Origin of the sequence: Pseudomonas sp. NPDC079086, from assembly GCF_044542155.1 — a bacterium.
Taxonomy (GTDB): domain Bacteria; phylum Pseudomonadota; class Gammaproteobacteria; order Pseudomonadales; family Pseudomonadaceae; genus Aquipseudomonas.
The window spans coordinates 157,214-174,856 of the sequence record NZ_JBITTY010000001.1 but is presented as its reverse complement, the minus strand read 5'-3'; the positions used below and the strand labels follow the sequence as shown (position 1 = coordinate 174,856).

Annotated in this window: 20 protein-coding genes; 2 read left to right on the top strand and 18 right to left on the bottom strand. The window is 58.5% G+C overall.

Features of this window, described 5'->3' with window-relative positions; genetic code table 11:
- Positions 1-51: 51 nt before the first annotated feature.
- The 18 genes from betI to choX all read right to left on the bottom strand — a co-directional run bounded on the left by betI (position 52) and on the right by choX (position 14,249).
- Positions 52-642 (bottom strand): transcriptional regulator BetI, encoded by a 591-nt coding sequence (betI, locus tag ACIGEK_RS00790; protein WP_394237400.1) that lies wholly within the window; start codon positions 640-642, stop codon positions 52-54.
- 135 nt (positions 643-777) lie between these two features.
- Positions 778-1,467 carry an L-2-amino-thiazoline-4-carboxylic acid hydrolase gene (locus ACIGEK_RS00785; protein WP_397491509.1) on the bottom strand — a complete coding sequence of 230 codons (690 nt, stop codon included), beginning with the start codon at positions 1,465-1,467 and terminating at the stop codon, positions 778-780.
- The gene (locus ACIGEK_RS00780; RefSeq protein WP_397491508.1) at positions 1,464-1,700 is read right to left on the bottom strand and encodes a helix-hairpin-helix domain-containing protein; all 237 of its coding nucleotides are present in this window, start codon (positions 1,698-1,700) and stop codon (positions 1,464-1,466) included. Before ACIGEK_RS00780 ends, ACIGEK_RS00785 begins: the two co-directional genes overlap by 4 nt.
- A 31-nt stretch (positions 1,701-1,731) precedes the next feature.
- Entirely contained in the window at positions 1,732-2,274 is a 543-nt protein-coding gene (locus ACIGEK_RS00775) for a DinB family protein (RefSeq protein WP_397491507.1), read from the bottom strand.
- Between the two features lie 28 nt (positions 2,275-2,302).
- Positions 2,303-2,611 (bottom strand): NIPSNAP family protein, encoded by a 309-nt coding sequence (locus ACIGEK_RS00770; protein ID WP_305592764.1) that lies wholly within the window; start codon positions 2,609-2,611, stop codon positions 2,303-2,305.
- A gap of 69 nt (positions 2,612-2,680) precedes the next feature.
- The gene (locus tag ACIGEK_RS00765; protein WP_397491506.1) at positions 2,681-3,649 is read right to left on the bottom strand and encodes an endonuclease/exonuclease/phosphatase family protein; all 969 of its coding nucleotides are present in this window, start codon (positions 3,647-3,649) and stop codon (positions 2,681-2,683) included.
- 42 nt (positions 3,650-3,691) lie between these two features.
- Positions 3,692-5,047 carry a DUF418 domain-containing protein gene (locus ACIGEK_RS00760; RefSeq protein ID WP_397491505.1) on the bottom strand — a complete coding sequence of 452 codons (1,356 nt, stop codon included), beginning with the start codon at positions 5,045-5,047 and terminating at the stop codon, positions 3,692-3,694.
- Between the two features lie 149 nt (positions 5,048-5,196).
- Positions 5,197-5,502, bottom strand: a complete 306-nt coding sequence (locus tag ACIGEK_RS00755; RefSeq protein ID WP_397491504.1) for a cupin domain-containing protein — start codon at positions 5,500-5,502, stop codon at positions 5,197-5,199.
- 90 nt (positions 5,503-5,592) lie between these two features.
- Positions 5,593-6,120 (bottom strand): RBBP9/YdeN family alpha/beta hydrolase, encoded by a 528-nt coding sequence (locus tag ACIGEK_RS00750; protein WP_397491503.1) that lies wholly within the window; start codon positions 6,118-6,120, stop codon positions 5,593-5,595.
- Positions 6,121-6,246: 126 nt separating this feature from the next.
- On the bottom strand, positions 6,247-6,408 hold the full coding sequence (locus ACIGEK_RS00745) for a DUF2986 domain-containing protein (RefSeq protein WP_397491502.1): 162 nt from the start codon (positions 6,406-6,408) through the stop codon (positions 6,247-6,249).
- A 139-nt stretch (positions 6,409-6,547) separates the two neighbouring features.
- Positions 6,548-6,781 carry a hypothetical protein gene (locus ACIGEK_RS00740; protein WP_397491501.1) on the bottom strand — a complete coding sequence of 78 codons (234 nt, stop codon included), beginning with the start codon at positions 6,779-6,781 and terminating at the stop codon, positions 6,548-6,550.
- Positions 6,782-6,815: 34 nt separating this feature from the next.
- Positions 6,816-7,367: a GNAT family N-acetyltransferase gene (locus ACIGEK_RS00735; RefSeq protein ID WP_397491500.1), complete on the bottom strand. Its 552-nt coding sequence runs from the start codon at positions 7,365-7,367 to the stop codon at positions 6,816-6,818.
- Between the two features lie 86 nt (positions 7,368-7,453).
- Entirely contained in the window at positions 7,454-8,233 is a 780-nt protein-coding gene (locus ACIGEK_RS00730) for a BPL-N domain-containing protein (protein WP_397491499.1), read from the bottom strand.
- Positions 8,234-8,483: 250 nt separating this feature from the next.
- The gene (locus ACIGEK_RS00725) at positions 8,484-9,344 is read right to left on the bottom strand and encodes a glycine betaine ABC transporter substrate-binding protein (RefSeq protein WP_397491498.1); all 861 of its coding nucleotides are present in this window, start codon (positions 9,342-9,344) and stop codon (positions 8,484-8,486) included.
- A 246-nt stretch (positions 9,345-9,590) separates the two neighbouring features.
- Positions 9,591-10,535 carry a choline ABC transporter substrate-binding protein gene (locus ACIGEK_RS00720; RefSeq protein WP_397491497.1) on the bottom strand — a complete coding sequence of 315 codons (945 nt, stop codon included), beginning with the start codon at positions 10,533-10,535 and terminating at the stop codon, positions 9,591-9,593.
- A gap of 30 nt (positions 10,536-10,565) precedes the next feature.
- On the bottom strand, positions 10,566-11,447 hold the full coding sequence (locus tag ACIGEK_RS00715) for an ABC transporter permease (RefSeq protein ID WP_397491496.1): 882 nt from the start codon (positions 11,445-11,447) through the stop codon (positions 10,566-10,568).
- Entirely contained in the window at positions 11,440-12,645 is a 1,206-nt protein-coding gene (locus ACIGEK_RS00710) for a glycine betaine/L-proline ABC transporter ATP-binding protein (RefSeq protein WP_397491495.1), read from the bottom strand. The genes ACIGEK_RS00715 and ACIGEK_RS00710 overlap by 8 nt, the downstream gene beginning before the upstream one ends.
- 665 nt (positions 12,646-13,310) lie before the next feature.
- Positions 13,311-14,249 (bottom strand): choline ABC transporter substrate-binding protein, encoded by a 939-nt coding sequence (choX, locus tag ACIGEK_RS00705; protein ID WP_397491494.1) that lies wholly within the window; start codon positions 14,247-14,249, stop codon positions 13,311-13,313.
- Positions 14,250-14,573: 324 nt separating this feature from the next.
- Between choX and ACIGEK_RS00700 the strand changes: the two genes are divergently transcribed.
- A complete protein-coding gene (locus tag ACIGEK_RS00700; protein ID WP_397491493.1) occupies positions 14,574-15,953 on the top strand; it encodes an L-serine ammonia-lyase in 1,380 nt (459 codons plus the stop codon).
- A 476-nt stretch (positions 15,954-16,429) separates the two neighbouring features.
- Positions 16,430-17,533: a GlxA family transcriptional regulator gene (locus ACIGEK_RS00695; RefSeq protein WP_397491492.1), complete on the top strand. Its 1,104-nt coding sequence runs from the start codon at positions 16,430-16,432 to the stop codon at positions 17,531-17,533.
- The last annotated feature ends 110 nt before the right edge of the window (positions 17,534-17,643 follow it).

Sequence of the window (17,643 nt, the reverse complement as noted above, 5' to 3'; positions counted from 1 at the left end):
ATTCCTACGGCACTCCACTCAGCCATCGCCTCGGTGGAAGGTGTGCGAGGTTTACTGCGCCTTGGCCAATTGCAGATCGAGGTATTCGTAGGCGATTGCAATCGCCTGGCGGGTGTCGAAGCCTTCGCCGGACAGCGCCCCGCGTAGCCACAAACCATCGATCAAGGCCGCCAGGCCACGGGCTGCGCTGCGCGCCTGCTCCTGCGGCAACACGCGGCTGAACTGCCCGCACAGGTTGGAGTACAGACGGAGATCGTTGACCCGCTGCAAACGCCGCAGCGCCGGCTGGTGCATGCTGGTGGCCCAGAACGCCAGCCAGGTTTTCATCGCCGGACCGTTGACCTGGCTGTCGTCGAAGTTGCCTTCAATCATTGCCCGCAGGTGTTCGCGCGGCTGGTCTGGCGGCAAGCTGGCGCGACGTTCGCGCACGGCATCGCTGAGCGCCTGCATCAGGTGGCGCATGGTGGCGTCGAGTAAGCCGTTCTTGTCGCGGAAATAGTGGCTGATGATGCCGTTGGAGACCCCGGCGATCCGCGCGATATAGGCGATGCTGGCATCACCCATGCCGACCTGATCAACCGCTTCGAGAGTGGCCGCGATCAATTGCGAGCGGCGGATCGGTTGCATTCCGACCTTGGGCATCTGCTTCTCCATCGATGGGGGCGTCCCCGGAATGCGCGCAGTCTAGGCCGGTTATTGTTGAACGATCAATCAAACATGACGTTCCAGAGATGACCTGTCGGTCAGGGGCATGCCGCTGCGCGAGTGCCGACGGCGCTAGTTTTCAGGCTGACCGGCGGTGGTTTTATCGACGCGTGCGCCTTCGCGAGCAATCAGCCGAACGGGCGGCACGCTAAAGCGGAAATCGCAGTACGCCGCACCACCTGCGAGGGTTTGCGTGCGCTGCAGCGTCACGCCCCAATCGCTGGCCATGCGGTAATCAAGGCTGCACGCGGCAAAGTGGGTCAGCTCCGGCGCCCCCTGCTCGCGCAGGTAACTGGCCAGCGGACACACCTGCACATCAAAGGCCACGCCAGCGGTGGCGGGCAGTTTTGTGCGGCGGAAAGGATGGGTAAACACCAGGCTGAACAGCGCATCGAGCAGCCACTGGACGCGCGTCTGCAAGCGGTTGCTGCGCAGGCGCGACAGCTTGAACGCCAGGGCGCTGGCCGGGGCGAAGATATGCCAGTTGATCTGCTCAATCCATTTGCCGGCCTGTTGTGGTGTTTTGCCGTGCTCCTGCAGGGCGCGGTACAGCGCGTAATCCCACTGCATATAACGCAGCAGCAGATTTACCCCCGGCGAATGGTGCACACGCGTGCGTTGTAATTCGCTGTGCACGTTCAGGGTTCTGGCCCATACCGCTGCCGTCGTGGCCGCTGGCAAACAAGCACCCAGCTGCGCCTGCGCCGCCCGGCGAAAGGCGATGCGCGGGAGATAAACCAGCAGCAGGGCCAGCGGCTTCATTGGCTGTCTTTGGCCCGGGCGATGGCCGCATTCAGCGCCGCCTTGGCCTGTGGGCTGTTTTTCCAGCAGGTACTGCCGAGCATGGCGGCAACCATCTCGGCGATATCCTCGGCCCGGTAGGTTGCCAGCTGCGCCAGGGAGTCGATACCAAGCTCCTCGAAGCGTTTGATCACGGTAGGGCCAACGCCCTTGATGGCGAGCAGGCTGAGGCGTTCTGTTTGGTTAAAAGCCATGGTGTGACGTCCTGTCCGCTGGTTGCGGGTGTCAGCGCGGCTCAACGTCGGCGATTAGCGACAGTAAATCGGTCACGCCGATATCCTGCCCGGCCTGGTGCAGCAAGGTGCTGGCCTGGCCGCGATGATGAGTCTGATGATTGAAGAAATGCAGCATCAGGCTGGCGTACGGGCGCTGCGCCGGCACGCCCTTCATATTGCCGTAGGCCAGCACATATTCCAGGTCCGCCTCGGTCAACGTCGCCGCCCAATCGCTGATTTGCCCATCCAGTCGGCCGCGCAAAGCATGCAGCGGCGCGAAGGTGTCAAATAACAGCTGATCCAGTGCGACTGGCCGTTGCAGATCGCTGATCGCTTCGCGCAAGTCAGCGCAGGCCGGGTGCTCGGCAAAGCGCTTAAGCCAGATGATATCGGCCACCGCAATATGGTTCAGCGTGGCGAGGATCGACGGGAAAAACGCCCCGCGATCCTCACTCAGCGCCTGCGGCGACAGCTGGCCGGCAGCCTCGTAGAGCTTGTCATTCATCCACGCGTTATAGCGGGCCATTAACTGCAAGTGGGCTAGCTGGGACATGGCGCGTAACTCGGCAATTAAGGTTCAGTCAGGCATCGAATACCGGGCGGAAGAAGGTGCGCTCGTAGCTGATCACGCACTGGGTCTCTTCCGCATATTTAAAGGCCGCCAGGCACTCGGCATCGGCAAAAGATTTAAGCCGGTACTGCTCGTACTCCGCCAGGCTGGGGAAGCTGAACATCGCCAGGCCGATATTGTTGGCACCTTCCGAGGGCAGAAAGTAACCGTGATGCGTACCGCCAAACTTCGCCACCAGGGCAATCCACAGCTTGCCGTAGTGCTCGAATTCCTTGAGTTTGCGCGGGTCGAGCACATAGCGGATATGGCAGGTGATCATGGTGGTCCCTCAGTGATTGGAATGGCATGCTGTGGGGGCAGGCGGTTAGGCAAGGTAAACCTCTCGCCTTTATTTCTCTAGCACCGGCACCAGGCGTACCAGTATCGGCAAATGATCCGAGCCCAGCTGTGGGCCTACTTGGCGCGCCACCACCGCCCAATGCTGCGAAACCAGTACATGGTCGATAGGTAACCCGAGTATGCCCTTTAAGGCGGCCGGCCAGGTCGCGGCCAAACCGCTGGCACGGCGCAAACCCAATTGCGCCAGCCCGCTAAAGGCCGACGACCAAGGCGTGGCATTCAGGTCGCCGGCTAAAACCGTCGGTATGCCGCTGGCTGCAGCTTGCCTGGCCAGGGCTGCCAACTTGGTGTTACGCACGCGGTGATACTGCGGCGAAAGCGGTGGCATCGGGTGCAGGGCGATAATCCCGACCGGCTGGCCGTGCCACTGCAACTGCGCCTCGATATGAGCAATCCCCTGCGCATCCTCAATCACCTCGATCTGCTGCAGCGGATGGCGCGACAGCACGGCGATGCCAAAGGGGCTGTCCTGGGCAACGATGTGTTGAAAGGGGTAATCGCGCAGCGTGCGCAAGCCATGCGCATAGGCCGGGGAAACCTCCAGCAGCACCACTACATCCGGCTTTTCCTGCGCCAACCAAGTGGCTAACCCTTGCGTGTTGCGGCTATCTAGATGGACGTTGGCACTGGCCACGGCAAACACCTGGGCCTGCGGATCGCTCGCCGGTGCCGGCGTGGATGCCGTCAGCCAGGGCAGCGGCAGCGCTAACAACAAAATGGCCCAGCGCTTATCACGGCAACAGGCCAACCCGGTAAACACCACTAGCCCCAACAGGAACAGCCACTGCCAATGGCTGGCCAGGTCGATCAGCCAGGCCAGCGTGCCTGCGGAGTCTGCGAGCAGGTGCGAGAGCAGCGGCAGCAGCAGGCCGAGTAGGCAAAGCAGCGCCAGCGTATTAATTCGTCTGGCCCAGAAGGCGCTGCGGTTTGGTTTGGGCTTATCGGGCGGGCTGGTCATGGGCATGTTCGGATATTCGCGCTACTGGCCACTCATTAGGAATCATGGTTGAAATGGCCTTGTTGCAGAAACGCCTTGATCTGACTGGCCACTAGGTTTCGGTTCAGCGGCGGTTGCAGCATCGCCCGCTGCAAGCGTTTGTTGGACGGCATTTTGATTGCGCCGCCAAGCGGGAATCGCCGCAATGGTGATCGCACGCAGCACCCATTCTCCTGGCCCATATAAATGATGTTTCAACCACCAGCGGCTGAATAACAACTGAATGGCGAAAACGAAAGGCACAATCACAAGAACGATCAACGGCGAGAGTCGATCAATCAATCCAAACCCGTATCCGGTAAACAGGATGCCAAGAAGTAGGGATTGCCCAAGATAGTTCGTCAGCGCCATTTTCCCCATGGGTGCGAGTGCCTGCTCAATACGCTGCCCTGGCTTTGTCCGAAACAGCATAAGTGCCGCCACTACGTAAGATGACGTGAGTAAAGGTGCCGTCAACTGACCGAGTCCGAAGGCGATGATTTCATAGGCGCCGCCGGGAACGTAGGTTGCTGTCAGCGCGTAGGTGAGTGCTCCGACGCTTCCTATCGGCAAAGCAATCAGCAAGATCCGATGCGTGTACATGCGGTATCGATCAGGATTCTCGAAAAAGCGGACACGGCCGGCCGCTAGTCCCAAGAAAAACATTGCCATCGCACTTGGCCCCTGCAGCATCACCAGCGTCGCAACCGTCTCCGGCAAGTGGCTCGTGTGGTAGCCAAGTGTTGCCATTGCGTCGTCACTGAATGCAGCCAGTTTCGCGTTCACACTGGTGAGGTCTGAGCCCATCGCCGCGTCTTGAGTCATTGCAACGACCCCGAGCAGCATCCACAGCATGCCCATGGTCACGACTAACCCGACGCCGACCCTCACTGCGCGACCAGGTGGGAAGCCCCGGCAGGCCAAAAGGATCAATCCTAATATTGCGTAGATGGAGAGTATCTCGCCGTAGTAGAGAACGGCGCCGTGCAACAAGCCCACTGCGAGCAGTCCGCTCTGGCGCCGCAGCATTCGTGGGAAGAATGCCCTTTCAGCCCGTTCGGCTGATGCCATTTGTAGGGTGAAGCTGTAGCCAAACAGGAAGGAAAATAACAAGTAGAACTTGGTTTCAAAAAACAGCGAGATGAAAAAACGAACCGCTTGATCAAGCCCTGATGCATAAACGGGATTGGACTGTGTTGTGGTGTAGTAGGGGTCTGCGAACGCCCATATGTTCACTGCAAGAATGCCTAACAGCGCAAACCCGCGCAACGCATCGACATTGAGAAGACGGTTCCTTTGTTCTAACTCAAATTGCCCTGCAAGGGTGTTTGTATGATTAATCACGTGCAGCGCCCATCCATGGATAATTGAGGTTTCCAACGACGGCTGGCTTCAAGCAGGCTTATTGCACATGCCGGCCAGCAGTCGAACTAAATAAAAGGGTGGGCGTATTTATCTATTCACCCCGGTAAATGGCACCTGAACCGATTCCCTTTTCTCCTTTCGGTATTTGGCGTAATGCTCAGTCCTTACACATACCAGAATTCAACCTCATCGGTCTCGACCTCAAATAAAGCCGAGTGCTCAACGTTTGCAGGTACGTGATACCACTCACCTACGCCAACCCTGATGGTTTGGTTATTCATGCTCAGGATCAATTCGCCGCGCGTAATCACGCCATGGTTATCGGTGTCATGGGTATGCGGCGGGATGGAGGTGCCGGCGGGGTAGGAGGCAAACAGCACGGTGCTGTCTTTGGCCTCAAGCTTATAGGCGTCGAAGCGGCCGTCGAATAAGGGCAGCTGTTTGATTCTGTTTGGGTATTGGCCAGGCATATGAGCGTTCTTCCTTGTAGTTCATCACGGTTTATTAAACTGCGAGCTGTACTCATTAATTGCGCATGAGGCGAGCAAGATTAAACGTTGTCAGTCGGCTTTAAGTTGCTGCAGGAGCCTGTGCCCTTCGGGCCAAGCACCCAAGCCACTAGAGCTGTTGATGTGGCCGGCTGCGCCGATGTTTACAAGATCACTGCCCCAAATAGCTGCACATTCTTCAGCGTATGCAACTCCACCGTAGGGGTCGTTGGTGCTGGCGATAACCGTAGATTTGAACGGCAGACGCTGCATTGGTAATGGATCAAACCCTATTGCCTGGGTGGGGAATATTGGGCCTTTAGGGTTTGGCACGGCGACCAGCAAGGCCGCTTTGATCGGCAGTTTGGTTTGCGCCGCCCAGTGCGCAACCAGCAGGCATGCCAGGCTATGGGCAACCAGAATCGTATCTGCGCCATAACGTTTGACGCTGTCTTCGAGTGACGCTATCCAGTCAGCGCAGATGGGGTTGTCCCAGTCCGATTGGTTGACGCGTATATAGTTGCTATTCGTCTGTTCCCAGTGGCTTTGCCAGTGATCTTGTCCTGAGTTTCCGATACCTGGAAGTATAAGTACGTTCATATGGGCAAGTTTCCTTTTGCTATCGGGCGACACTATTGCTGTTTTCTAGGCGGTTGCATGCTGGATAAAGCTACTGGTGATTCGGCTTAATATGCAGGCACATCCTGTGCGCTGAAATCAAATAAGTCAGCTTTCAGGCATGGTTTCTGAGTCTTGGTTGGCTTCTTCGGCCAGCTTTAAACGGTCGGCTTTGCTGATGTAGGTGGATTTCTTTTTTGGTGCCAATTTGGCGTTGGCTTTTTTGGCGTGAGCTTCTAGTAGCTGTTTGATCTTTTTGCGGCGGTTCATTGTTTTAGGCCGGGTTGGTTAATGGGGGTATACAAAGAAAGCGGTTTTGGCGAGCTGCCTAGCGGTTTGATGGCTCTGAGTAGATCAAAAATAAATCACTCCGAGCACTTTAGCTTCTTGGGCGTCATGCCTATGGTCGTCACGGTAATGGCCCGATATGGGAAAGCAGCGAAGGCTTGTTGCGGAATGCGCTGGCAATGGCATCAATGCCCAAGGCGCTAACGACCGCAGCGGCGAGTAGGGGGGCGGCAGTGCGGTCAGACACGACGACAATTGCGACCGCAAGCACGACGAAGAATAGTCCGAAGACCGCGGTTACGATTCTGTGGTTACTTGATCCGCCTGTACTTTTTTTCAGAGTTTCCTTAGGCATCACCGGGTTCCAGCTCGGCTTTGAGGGTTTCGGGTCAAGTCTTCAGCCATTCGTCGCGAGTGACCACATGGGTAGCCTCGAGTGTACCGTACCAAGTTTCTAGGCCTCGGTAGTGCATGTGCAGCCTATCCATCACGCGTGCTGACGCGACGTTGTCAGGGTGGCGCACAGCGATCAGTTCCTGGGCGGCAAGAGAGTCGAAAGCGAACTCAGCCATGCGCAGCGCTGCCTCGCTGGCCATGCCTTTGCCCCAGAAATCGGGATGCAGTCGCCAGCCAATCTCGAGTGGGTTGCTCCGCAAGCTGTCCAGGTCGTCGGGAAGGTCGGCTTCGCGACGGGCGTACTGAATGCAGCCAGCACCAGCGACACGGCCGCTTGTGGGGTCGATGAAGGCCCACCAACTGGTACCCCAAGCAGCCCAGCATCGCTGAACTCGGGCGACCCAGGCCGCGGTCTGTTCACGTGTCGCCGGCTGGCCACTGATATAGCGCATGACTTCGGGGATCTGGTCCATTGCGTACACACCGTCTAGGTGCTGCTCGGTAATCGGCTCCAGACGCATGCGAGTTGTGTGCAAGATGATCAAGACTGCTCCGTGAGGCTTGTGGTGGCAAAGGGGACAGATTTATTTTGCGATAAATAAATCTGTCCCCTTTAGTTCACCCTAGTCGGCTAACGCTGATCGATTGATACGGGCTGATCCGAAAGCAGTGCTTGCAGTAACGCTTCAGCCAAACGGGTGTTGTCTTGCATCGTGTGGCCGTTAAAAGCCTCGTTTTTCCAACTGCTCGGCGCTTCGGGGTGCGGACCTGAAACGGCCACTTTGCCCTGACCGTAGGCATTCACGAGCGCTGCTGGCTGGCCGTTGTCATAGCTTGCGATAATCTGGGTGAACTCAGCGTCTGGCAGCAGCGTAAATTCGGGCCCTGCCTGATAGTACATGCGGCGTGTTTCGCCAAGCCATGTGATTGGGTAAATCTTGGGCGCAAAGTCTTCGTCATACGCATCAGACTCTGCCGGGGTAAGACCCAAGGCTGGGAAAAAATCACCTTCATCATGCCAGCCGGCAGATGCTAAAAACGCCCCGCCACAGACGCCCAAGTACCTTCCGCCGTTTTGCAGGTATGCCTTTAAAGCTTGGCGCGTAGTGGGTGTAAAGGCTTCAAGCAATGGCTGTACATCATCATCCGTCCCGCCCAGGATAAAAACACGCGCATTATCCAGCAGCATTGGCAGTGCGCTCAGGTTGCTCACGTACTGGATTTTCAGGCCGCTCTTACCTGCAATGTCAGCAATCGCCTCTGTGCTGTCAGGATCTGCACCTGCGCCGTTATAGATCAATGCATAGTTCCCACGTACTGGAGATTGAGCGGCAGCCTCCTCAACGAACGTTGGCAGAATGAAGATCGTTATAAGTGCAACGGAGCAGAACATTCCTTTAAGTAAGCGCATTCAACAAACTCCCTGTTGGTTAACGTGCAAGTGGCTTTATGTGTATGCCTGCTTAACGTAATGGCTGGGTCTTCTGGCTGATCCAAAACTGTCCCTATAAGGATGTATCTACAACGCGACTCACGCGCGTTGGCAGGCGTGCAGTAGCATAACTCGACCCATCCCCGTTCTAGAACATTCCCCACCGTCATTTCGCAGGCACAAAAAAGCGGGCCGTAGCCCGCTTCATATATAGAGGTGCAGCCTTGGCTTATTTAAGCCACTCGGCTACGCGCTCTGGGTTTTTGCTGATCCAGTCTTTGGCGGCGTCTTCCGGTTTGGCGCCGTCGCGGATGGCGAGCATCACGGCGCCGACTTCTTCACCGCTCCAGGAGAATTTCTTCAGGAAGGCTGCTGCTTCTGGTGCCTTGGTAGTGATGCTTGGGTTGGCAACGGTGTCGACGTGTTCGTCATCGCCGAAGACCTTTTTCGGGTCTTCGAGGAAGCGCAGGTTCCATTTGGCGAACATCCAGTGTGGGATCCAGCCGGTAACGACAATGGCTTTCTTGTCCTTCTCGGCACGGGTCAGGGCGGTGGCCATGCCTGGTCCGGAGCTTGGCATCAGTTTGATGTCGGTGAGGGTGTATTCGGTGATGGCTTCTTCGGCACGGCGCATTACGCCGGCGCCGGCGTCGATGCCGGTGATTTTGCCGTCGAAGTCTTTGGCGTAGGTTTGCAGGTCAGCGATGGTTTTCGCTTGTACGTAGTCGGGCACGATCAGGCCGATTTTAGCGCCGGCGTAGTTGGTGCCGAGCACTTCAACCTTGTCTTTGAGTTTTTCAAAGTATTCGCCGTGGGTGGCGGGCAGCCAGGCGGAGAGAGTGGCGTCGAGGTCACCACGGGCTACGCCTTGCCACATGATGGCCGGTTCTACTGCCTTAAGCTCGACGGTGTAGCCGAGTTTGCTCTGGAGGATTTCACCCGCTACATGGGTGGCGGCGACGCTGTCGTCCCAGCCGTTTACGTAGCCAATTTTCAGGGTGGGTTTGTCAGCCGCCATGGCGGTGCTCATGCCGAGGGCCAGGGCGGCGACGCCGAGGCTTTGCAGGCAGAGGTTCTTCAGATTTCGCATAGGTTTTGCTCCGTCAGTGAGAGTGGCAGTTCAGTGAGTTACTGGCGCGTTCTTCTTGCGGGCCTAGCTGGTTGGTACTGGGTTGCGTGGTTAAGGCTTGCTTGCAAGTGCTTCTACAGCGCCGCAAGGTAAATCGCGGCTGCAACAAACCAAACGATGGCCGTGTGGCCTCGCTGGTGAGGTGTTTATTAAGTTGCTTCAACTATCCGCGCCGCCCGCAGATCACTGCTGGCGGCGCGGTGTGGCTTACAGGCCGAGGTGCTTTTTCACCGCTGCAACGCCGTCCTGGCCGTCGTAAGTGGTTACACCGGCCAGCCACTGGTCGAGGATCGCTGGGTTGGCTTTGATCCAGTTCTTCGCCACTTCGGTGGGGTTCTGTTTATCCAGAACCTTTTCCATCAGCTGGCTTTCGATTTCCACAGTGAACTGCAGGTTGTTCAGCAGTTTGCCGACGTTGGCGCAGCGTGCTTCGTAATCCGGCGGCACTACGGTGTAGACCTTGGCCGCGCCGAAGTCTGGGCCGAAGACGTCATCGCCACCTTCCAGGTAGGTGATGTCGAACTGGGTGTTCATTGGGTGTGGTGCCCAGCCGAGGAATACTGCGGGTTCTTTCTTTTTCACGGCGCGTTGCAGCTGGACCAGCATGCCGGCTTCGCTGGACTCGATCATTTTGAATTCGCCGAGGCCGAACTGGTTGCTTTTGATCATGCCGTCGATCAGCAGGTTGCCGTCGTTGCCTGGCTCGATGCCGAAGATTTTGCCGTCCAGCTGGTCTTTGAACTTGGCGATGTCGGCAAAGCTTTTCAGGCCCGCTTCAGCGGCATAGGTCGGTACGGCGAGGGTGTATTTGGCGCCTTCGAGGTTGGCTTTGGGCAGTACTTTGACGCCGCCATCCTTGGTGAAGGGTTCGATCACGGCGTCCATCGAGGGCGCCCAGTAACCGAGGAATACGTCGATCTGGCCTTTTTGTACGCCGGTAAAGGCGATCGGTACCGAGGCCATGATCTTGCGGGTCTGGTAGCCCAGGCCTTCGCTGAGGGTCATGGCGACGCCGGTGGTGGCGGCAATGTCAGCCCAGCCGATTTCGGCGAAGCGCACCATCTTGCAACTTTCCGGCTCTTGCGCCCAGGCGCTTTGCAGCATGGCTACGGAGAGCAGGCCAACGCCTGCGAGCTGTTTAATCGTCTTCATCTGCGATTCCCTGTGATGGTTAAATTTAGATTACTGGCGTTGAAGCTTGCCGCTGAACCAACTGAATAGACTGCTGCGTTTGGCGGTTTGCGGCGTACCGAAGCTTTCGGTGATGCGGTCGAGAATAATCGCCAGCAGCACCACGGCCATGCCGCTTTCGAAACCGAGGCCGATATCCAGGCGTTGGATACTCGCCAATACGTCGTTACCCAAACCACCTGCGCCAACCATCGAGGCGATGATCACCATCGACAGTGCCATCATGATGGTCTGGTTAACCCCGGCCATGATCGACGGCATGGCGTTGGGCAGCTGGACCTTGAACAGTAGCTGACGCGGGGTGCAACCGAAGGATTGCCCGGCTTCGATGATCTCTTTATTCACCTGGCGGATGCCCAGGTTGGTCAGACGCACGGCCGGCGGCATGGCGAAGATCACCGTGGCGATGATCCCCGGTACACGGCCGAGGCCGAACAGCATGGCAGCGGGAATCAGGTAAACGAACGCCGGCATGGTCTGCATGAAGTCGAGAATCGGCCGGATGATGGTCGCTACTCGCTCGCTGCGCGCCGCCCAGATACCCAGCGGTATGCCGAGTAGCAGGCTGATCAGCGTTGCGGAGAAGGTCAGGCCGAGCGTCACCACGGTCTGTTCCCAGAAGCCGGTAAGCACGATCAGCACGAAGGAGATGGCGGTGAAAATGGCGAACTTGTAGCCGATGCGCCACAGCCCGAGGCCGATAAAGATGGCGATCAGTAGCCAGGCCGGCGGCAGCATCAGCAGCCATTCGATGCCTTCGGAGAAGCCGTTGACTACGGCACCAACGCTGTCGAAGCCGTCGCTGTAGTTGTCCAGCAGGTGCTGGACGATGTCATTAACCCAGCTACCCAGGTCGAGTTTTTTCTCACTCATGGGACTCTCCCTGCAGGCGAGTCAGCAGGCGACCCTTGCTGATGGCGCCGCTGTAGTGGCCATGTTCATCAATCACCGGAATCGGCCCTTCGTTGTCCACCAGGCGTTCGATCACCTGATCCAGCGGGGTGTTTTCAGCGATTGGATTGATCTGCTTGAGGACATCGCCGTCGAGGCCGCAGCTGGTGCCGCCTTCGACCAGGAGGGCGATTTTTTCCAGGCTGATGGAGCCCTGGAAGTTGTTCTGCTCGTCGACGATAAAGGCGTAGTGCTTGTCCAGCGCCTGCAGCTCCTGGCAAACCGTCTGCGCGTCCGGGGCTTTGCCGTTGTGCACGTAGATCGGCACGCTGTTGGCCATCAACTGGCCGGCGGTGAGGTAGCGATTGGTGTCGACGGTGTTGAAGAAGTTGCGCACGTAATCGTTGGCGGGGTTGTCGATAAGCTCCTGCGGGGTGCCGACCTGAACCAGTTTGCCGCCTTCCATGATGCCGATGCGGGTGCCGATGCGCATGGCTTCTTCGATGTCGTGGGAGACGAAGATGATGGTGCGGCGGTCGGTTTTCTGCAGCTCGAGCAGCACGTCCTGCATCTCACGGCGCTTGAGCGGGTCGAGGGCGGAAAACGCCTCGTCCATGATGATCATTGACGGGTCAACCGCCAGGGCGCGGGCCAGGCCGACGCGCTGTTGCATGCCGCCGGACAGTTCATGCGGCATCTTGTGCGCAAAGGTGTCCAGGCCAACTTGCTCGAGTACACGCATGGCGCGCTCTTCGCGGACCTTCTTGCTCTTACCGGCCACTTCCAAGCCGAAGGCGGCGTTGTCCAACACGCTGCGCGAAGGCATCAGGGCAAAGGACTGGAAGACCATGCTCATGTCGCGGCGGCGCAAATCGATGAGTTCCGACTTGGGCATCTTGGCGACGTTCTGACCGTCGATATAGACGTTGCCTGCACTAGGCTCAACCAGGCGGTTGATCAGGCGGATCAGGGTGGATTTGCCAGAGCCGGAGAGGCCCATTAGCACGAATATTTCACCTTCCTCGACGCTGAAGGACACGTCGCTGACGCCGATTACTGCGCCTTTCTCCGCAAGAATTCGCTCCTTGCTCCAGCCCTGCTTGAGCAGGTCGATCGCTTCTTGTGGCTCTGCGCCGAACACCTTGTAGAGGTTTTCGACGACGATTTTTCCAGACTGCATGGGATGATTCCCCTTCAGTAGACATCCAGATCAGTGCTGCGGAACCGCGCCTACGCCAGCTGGCGTACTTACGGTGATGCCGACTGTTCTTGCCTGTGTGGGTTTACTGGGTTCCGGGGTAGGGGCCGTGCCTTGCCGCGCAACATATTCAGGGCACTCAGGCACAACCGCTGCAACGCTCCAGTCGCCTTGTGGGCAATGGACGCTATAGGGGCGTACTGTCGAGTCAACCTTGCTATGCCGTGCTGCAAACCGCGTTCCAAACCCTCTGGCAGTGTTACGAAGTCCCATCCTTGGGTTTTACACACCTCGACCCGAGGTGCGCGTACATCCGAAATTTCTTGTTGGGCTGGCACCCATTAAGTGGTGAGCCAGCTCTTATATATTCTTCGGTCCGGGGCTGTGGGCTCCCGGTCTGTCGACCCTGCTTAGGCGACAGCGACGAAATCGGCTGACTCAACGATATAGTCTTCAAGTTGTCGCAATTGTCGGTTTACGACTCTGACGTGTTGCGCGACGACATACCCGTTGGCTAAAAAAACCATAACAGACTTTTTACCCCCAGCGCCAAGGCTGCAAGCCACGCCGGGCGTGGTTTGCAGCTTTTCAAATGGCCGCAGGCGCGATGAGTAGGGGGCTGCGCGCTGTTCGAAAAAAATGACAAATTAATTTTCGCTGGCCAGGTTTTCGGCGGTTTTTATTGATTGACCGTTCAGTCTTGTTACGCCCTGCAACCAGGACTCGCGTATTTGTGGGTTGGCTTTTAACCAGGCTTTTGCCTCCCGACGTGGATTGGTGTTTTTGTTGAGGATGGCCTCCATCAGGTCGTTTTCCATCTCCAGGCTGAAGCGTATGTTCTTGAGCAGCCGGCCGACATTTGGGCACTGGCTGACGAAGTCCTTGCGCACGGTTGTATAGACCGTTGCGCCGCCCAAGTTGGGACCGAAGTAGTCATCGCCGCCGCTCAGGTAGCGCATGTTCAGCTGGTTGTTCATCGGGTGCGGTTCCCAGCCGAGGAACACCGCCCATTTGTTTAGGTGATCCGCGCGTTTGACGTGCAGGATCATCTCCGTCTCGCTGGATTCCACCAGCTTGAAGTTGGCAAGGCCGAAGGCGTTCTTATCGATTATCTGCTGGATCAGTTGGTTGCCGCCGTTACCAGGCTCAATCCCGTAGATCTTGCCGTCGAGCTGTTTGCTGAACTTGGCGATATCGGCGAAATCCTTGAGGCCGGCATCGTAGGCGGCCTGGTTGACCGCCAGGGTGTACTTGGCGCCTTCCAGATTGACCGTCAGCAGTTCCACCGAGCCGTCGTCCAGGTAGGGGCGGATGTCCTGTTCTGAGCTGGGTAGCCAGGTGTCGAGAAACACGTCGACCTCACGGTCGTGCAGCGCCTTGAAGGTCTCCGGCAGTGACAGACTCTTGACCTGCGAGCGATAGCCCAGCTCGCTGAGTAGCAGGCGGGTCACGGCGTTGGTCGTGATCAGGTCTGTCCAGCCAACGTCGGCGAAGCGGACCAGCTTGCAACTTGGCGGGTCGGCAGCCTGGGCCAGCAGGGGGGTAAACATGGCGGCGGCCAGCAGCCAGCGTCTATACGGTTTCATCAAGCCTCTCCCGGTTGCGGTGTCAGGGTGCGCCTGGGGCAGGCGCTTCATTGAGCACCAGGACGGGCAGAGCAAATGATGGCTGGCCGATCCGTGGGCGTCGCGATCATGCCGACAGATTTCCTTGGCTGCCTATGCGTGGCGTCGCAACCAGAATGCTGCTGTCGTGATTCGCTGCCGGGGCAGCTAAAACTGCGCGCTGGCGCACAGGCTTGCTGAGTCAGGCGCTGACGGATTTAGGCATGGGCGGGTCGGTGTGGGGCGACGGCGGCATGAGTAAATCCTGATCATGGTTTGCCTATAGCAACCGTGCAGGAGAGTGTCGTGGCTATCAGCGTGTTTGACTTGTTCAAGATCGGCATTGGCCCGTCCAGTTCGCATACCGTCGGGCCCATGCGCGCGGCAGCGCTGTTCAGCGGCGCATTGACCGAGCGGCGTTTGCTGGAGCGCACGGCGCGGTTACAGGTGCGCCTTTATGGCTCGCTGTCGGCCACCGGTGTTGGTCATGGCAGCGACCGTGCGGTGATCATGGGATTAATGGGGGAGTGGCCGGATCAGATCGACCCGAGCAGCATCGAGCCGCGTATCGCCGAACTGTTGGCCAGCGGTCAGTTGCAGCTCGGCGGTCGCGTAGGCATCGCTTTCGACTGGCAGCGCGACATGCTCCTGCTCGAGGAAAATCTGCCGTATCACCCCAATGCCATGACGCTTAGCGCCTTTGCTGCTGATGGCAGCCTGTTGCACGAGAACACCTACTACTCGGTGGGCGGCGGTTTTGTGGTGGATGCCGAACAGGCCGCCAGTGGCCAGCTGGATCAGGATCACACCGTGTTGCCGTATGACTTCAACAGCGCCGCGCAGCTGTTGCAGCTCTGTCAGAGCAGCGGTCTGCGCGTTTCCGAACTGATGATGGCCAACGAAAAAGCCTGGCGCAGTGAGGCGGAAATCCGCAGCGGACTGATGCGCCTGTGGCAGGCCATGCGTGAGTGCGTGGAGCAGGGCCTCAAACATGAGGGCATCCTGCCGGGCGGGCTGAATGTGAAGCGTCGCGCCGCCAAGTTGCACCGCAGCTTGCAGGAAATGAGTAAGCCTAATGTGATCGGCTCCACCCTCAGCGGCATGGAGTGGGTCAATCTGTTTGCCTTGGCGGTCAACGAGGAAAACGCTGCCGGTGGGCGCATGGTTACTGCGCCCACCAATGGTGCGGCGGGGATTATCCCGGCGGTGCTGCATTACTTTGTGCGGTTCAGTCCGGCGGTCAGTGAAGCCAATGTGGTGGACTACCTGCTGGCCGCAGCGGCCATTGGCATTTTGTGCAAAAAAAACGCCTCCATCTCTGGGGCCGAAGTCGGCTGTCAGGGCGAGGTCGGTTCGGCCTGCGCCATGGCCGCGGCCGGGCTGGCGGAGATTCTTGGCGCAACGCCCGAACAGGTGGAAAACGCCGCGGAAATCGGCCTGGAACATAACCTTGGCCTGACCTGCGACCCGGTCGGCGGCCTGGTGCAGGTGCCGTGTATCGAGCGCAACGCGATTGCGGCGGTAAAGGCGATCAACGCCGCACAGATGGCCTTGCGTGGCGATGGCCAGCACTTTATCTCCCTGGACCGGGTGATCCGCACCATGCGCGATACCGGTGCCGATATGCACGACAAGTACAAAGAAACCTCGCGCGGTGGGCTGGCGGTTAGCGCTGTCGAGTGCTGAGTCGGTTTACGGCCGGTTGTGTCGCAATCCTGCTGGGTTGGACGCAGGCTTGTGTGGCCAATGTGGGTGCGTAGCGAGTGCTGTGCACGATTGCGGTGCAGCTGTGTTCGGTGCGCTGAAAAGGGCGGTGCAGTGGCGCTGAGCAAGGCCTGACCGTTGGTCCGTTACCGCTGCATTTTTACCCTGCGTAGCGGGGTGACAAAGCACCGGTTAGGCAGTGCTACCGAAATGCTCAAGCACCCGTAAAACGGGCGTTTGCGGTCGTAATCAGAATGCTTCTGTCGCTCCTGCCAACGCCTAGTGGCACTAGTCTTGGACTAACGTCGCTATTTTTAATTGAACGCCCAATCAATTTAGGCACGGCCTTTGCGTTGTGCTGGTTGTCGATCTGGTGTTGTGCAGTCCCAGACCCATAAGAAGAGCCACCCTATAGAGGGGCTCACTACCGTGCTTTGCTTCGCGTGAGGGTTTACCTGATGTCACAGTTCACTCAAGGGGCACAACCCCAGAGCCGTGCGCCGCAGTCCATCGGCTTTCTCCTGCTCGACAACTTCACGCTGATTTCCCTGGCGTCTGCCGTCGAGCCGCTGCGGATGGCCAACCAGCTGTCCGGCAAGGAGTTGTATCGCTGGCACACCCTCAGCCAGAGCGGCTTGCCGGTATGCGCCAGCGATGGCCTGCAGATCACCCCGGACGCCAGTCTGCTGACTGCACCGCGCTTGGATGCGGTGGTCGTTTGTGGTGGCGTGGACATTCAGCACAGCGTTACTCGCGAGCACGTGCAGTGGCTGCAAAGCCAGGCGCGCCATGGCGCGCAACTGGGCGCGGTATGCACCGGTAGTTGGGCGTTGGCCAAGGCCGGGCTGCTCGACGGCTTCGATTGCAGCGTGCACTGGGAATGCCTGGCCTCGATGCAGGAAGCCTTCCCGCGCGCAGGCGTCAGCACCCGCCTGTTCTCGATTGATCGCAATCGCCACACCAGCTCCGGCGGCACCGCGCCGATGGACATGATGCTGCACGTGATTGGCCGTGAGCATGGCCGCGAACTGGCGGCAGCGATTTCCGAGATGTTTATCTACGAGCGCATTCGCAACGAGCAGGATCACCAGCGCGTGCCGCTCAAGCACATGCTCGGCACCAACCAGCCAAAGCTGCAGGAAATCGTCGCGCTGATGGAAGCCAACCTGGAAGAGCCGATCGACCTCGACCAACTGGCGTTGTATGTCGATGTCTCGCGGCGTCAGCTGGAGCGCTTGTTCCAGAAATACCTGCACTGCTCGCCGTCGCGCTACTACCTCAAGTTGCGCCTGATTCGCGCGCGCCAACTGCTCAAGCAGACCAGCATGTCGATCATCGAAGTGGCCTCGGTGTGTGGCTTTGTCTCCACGCCGCACTTCTCCAAGTGCTACCGCGAATACTTCGGTATTCCGCCGCGTGACGAGCGCGCCGGCCAGCAGGGCGGCAATGTGGTGGCGCTGCTGCCTATGCCGGAAGACCTGATGCGCCCATCGCCATCCTCGGCCATGGCCGCATTGACCCGCGCGCAGGGCGAGTCAACGTACGCCAGTGTCAGGCTCTAAGCCGCGCTGAATTACCTGTAGGAGCGGGCTTGCCCGCGATAGCGTGCGCAGGATTGGTGGATGGATAAAGCGTCAGCTAGGCGCCCCCATCCACCCTATAACAGCCCAGC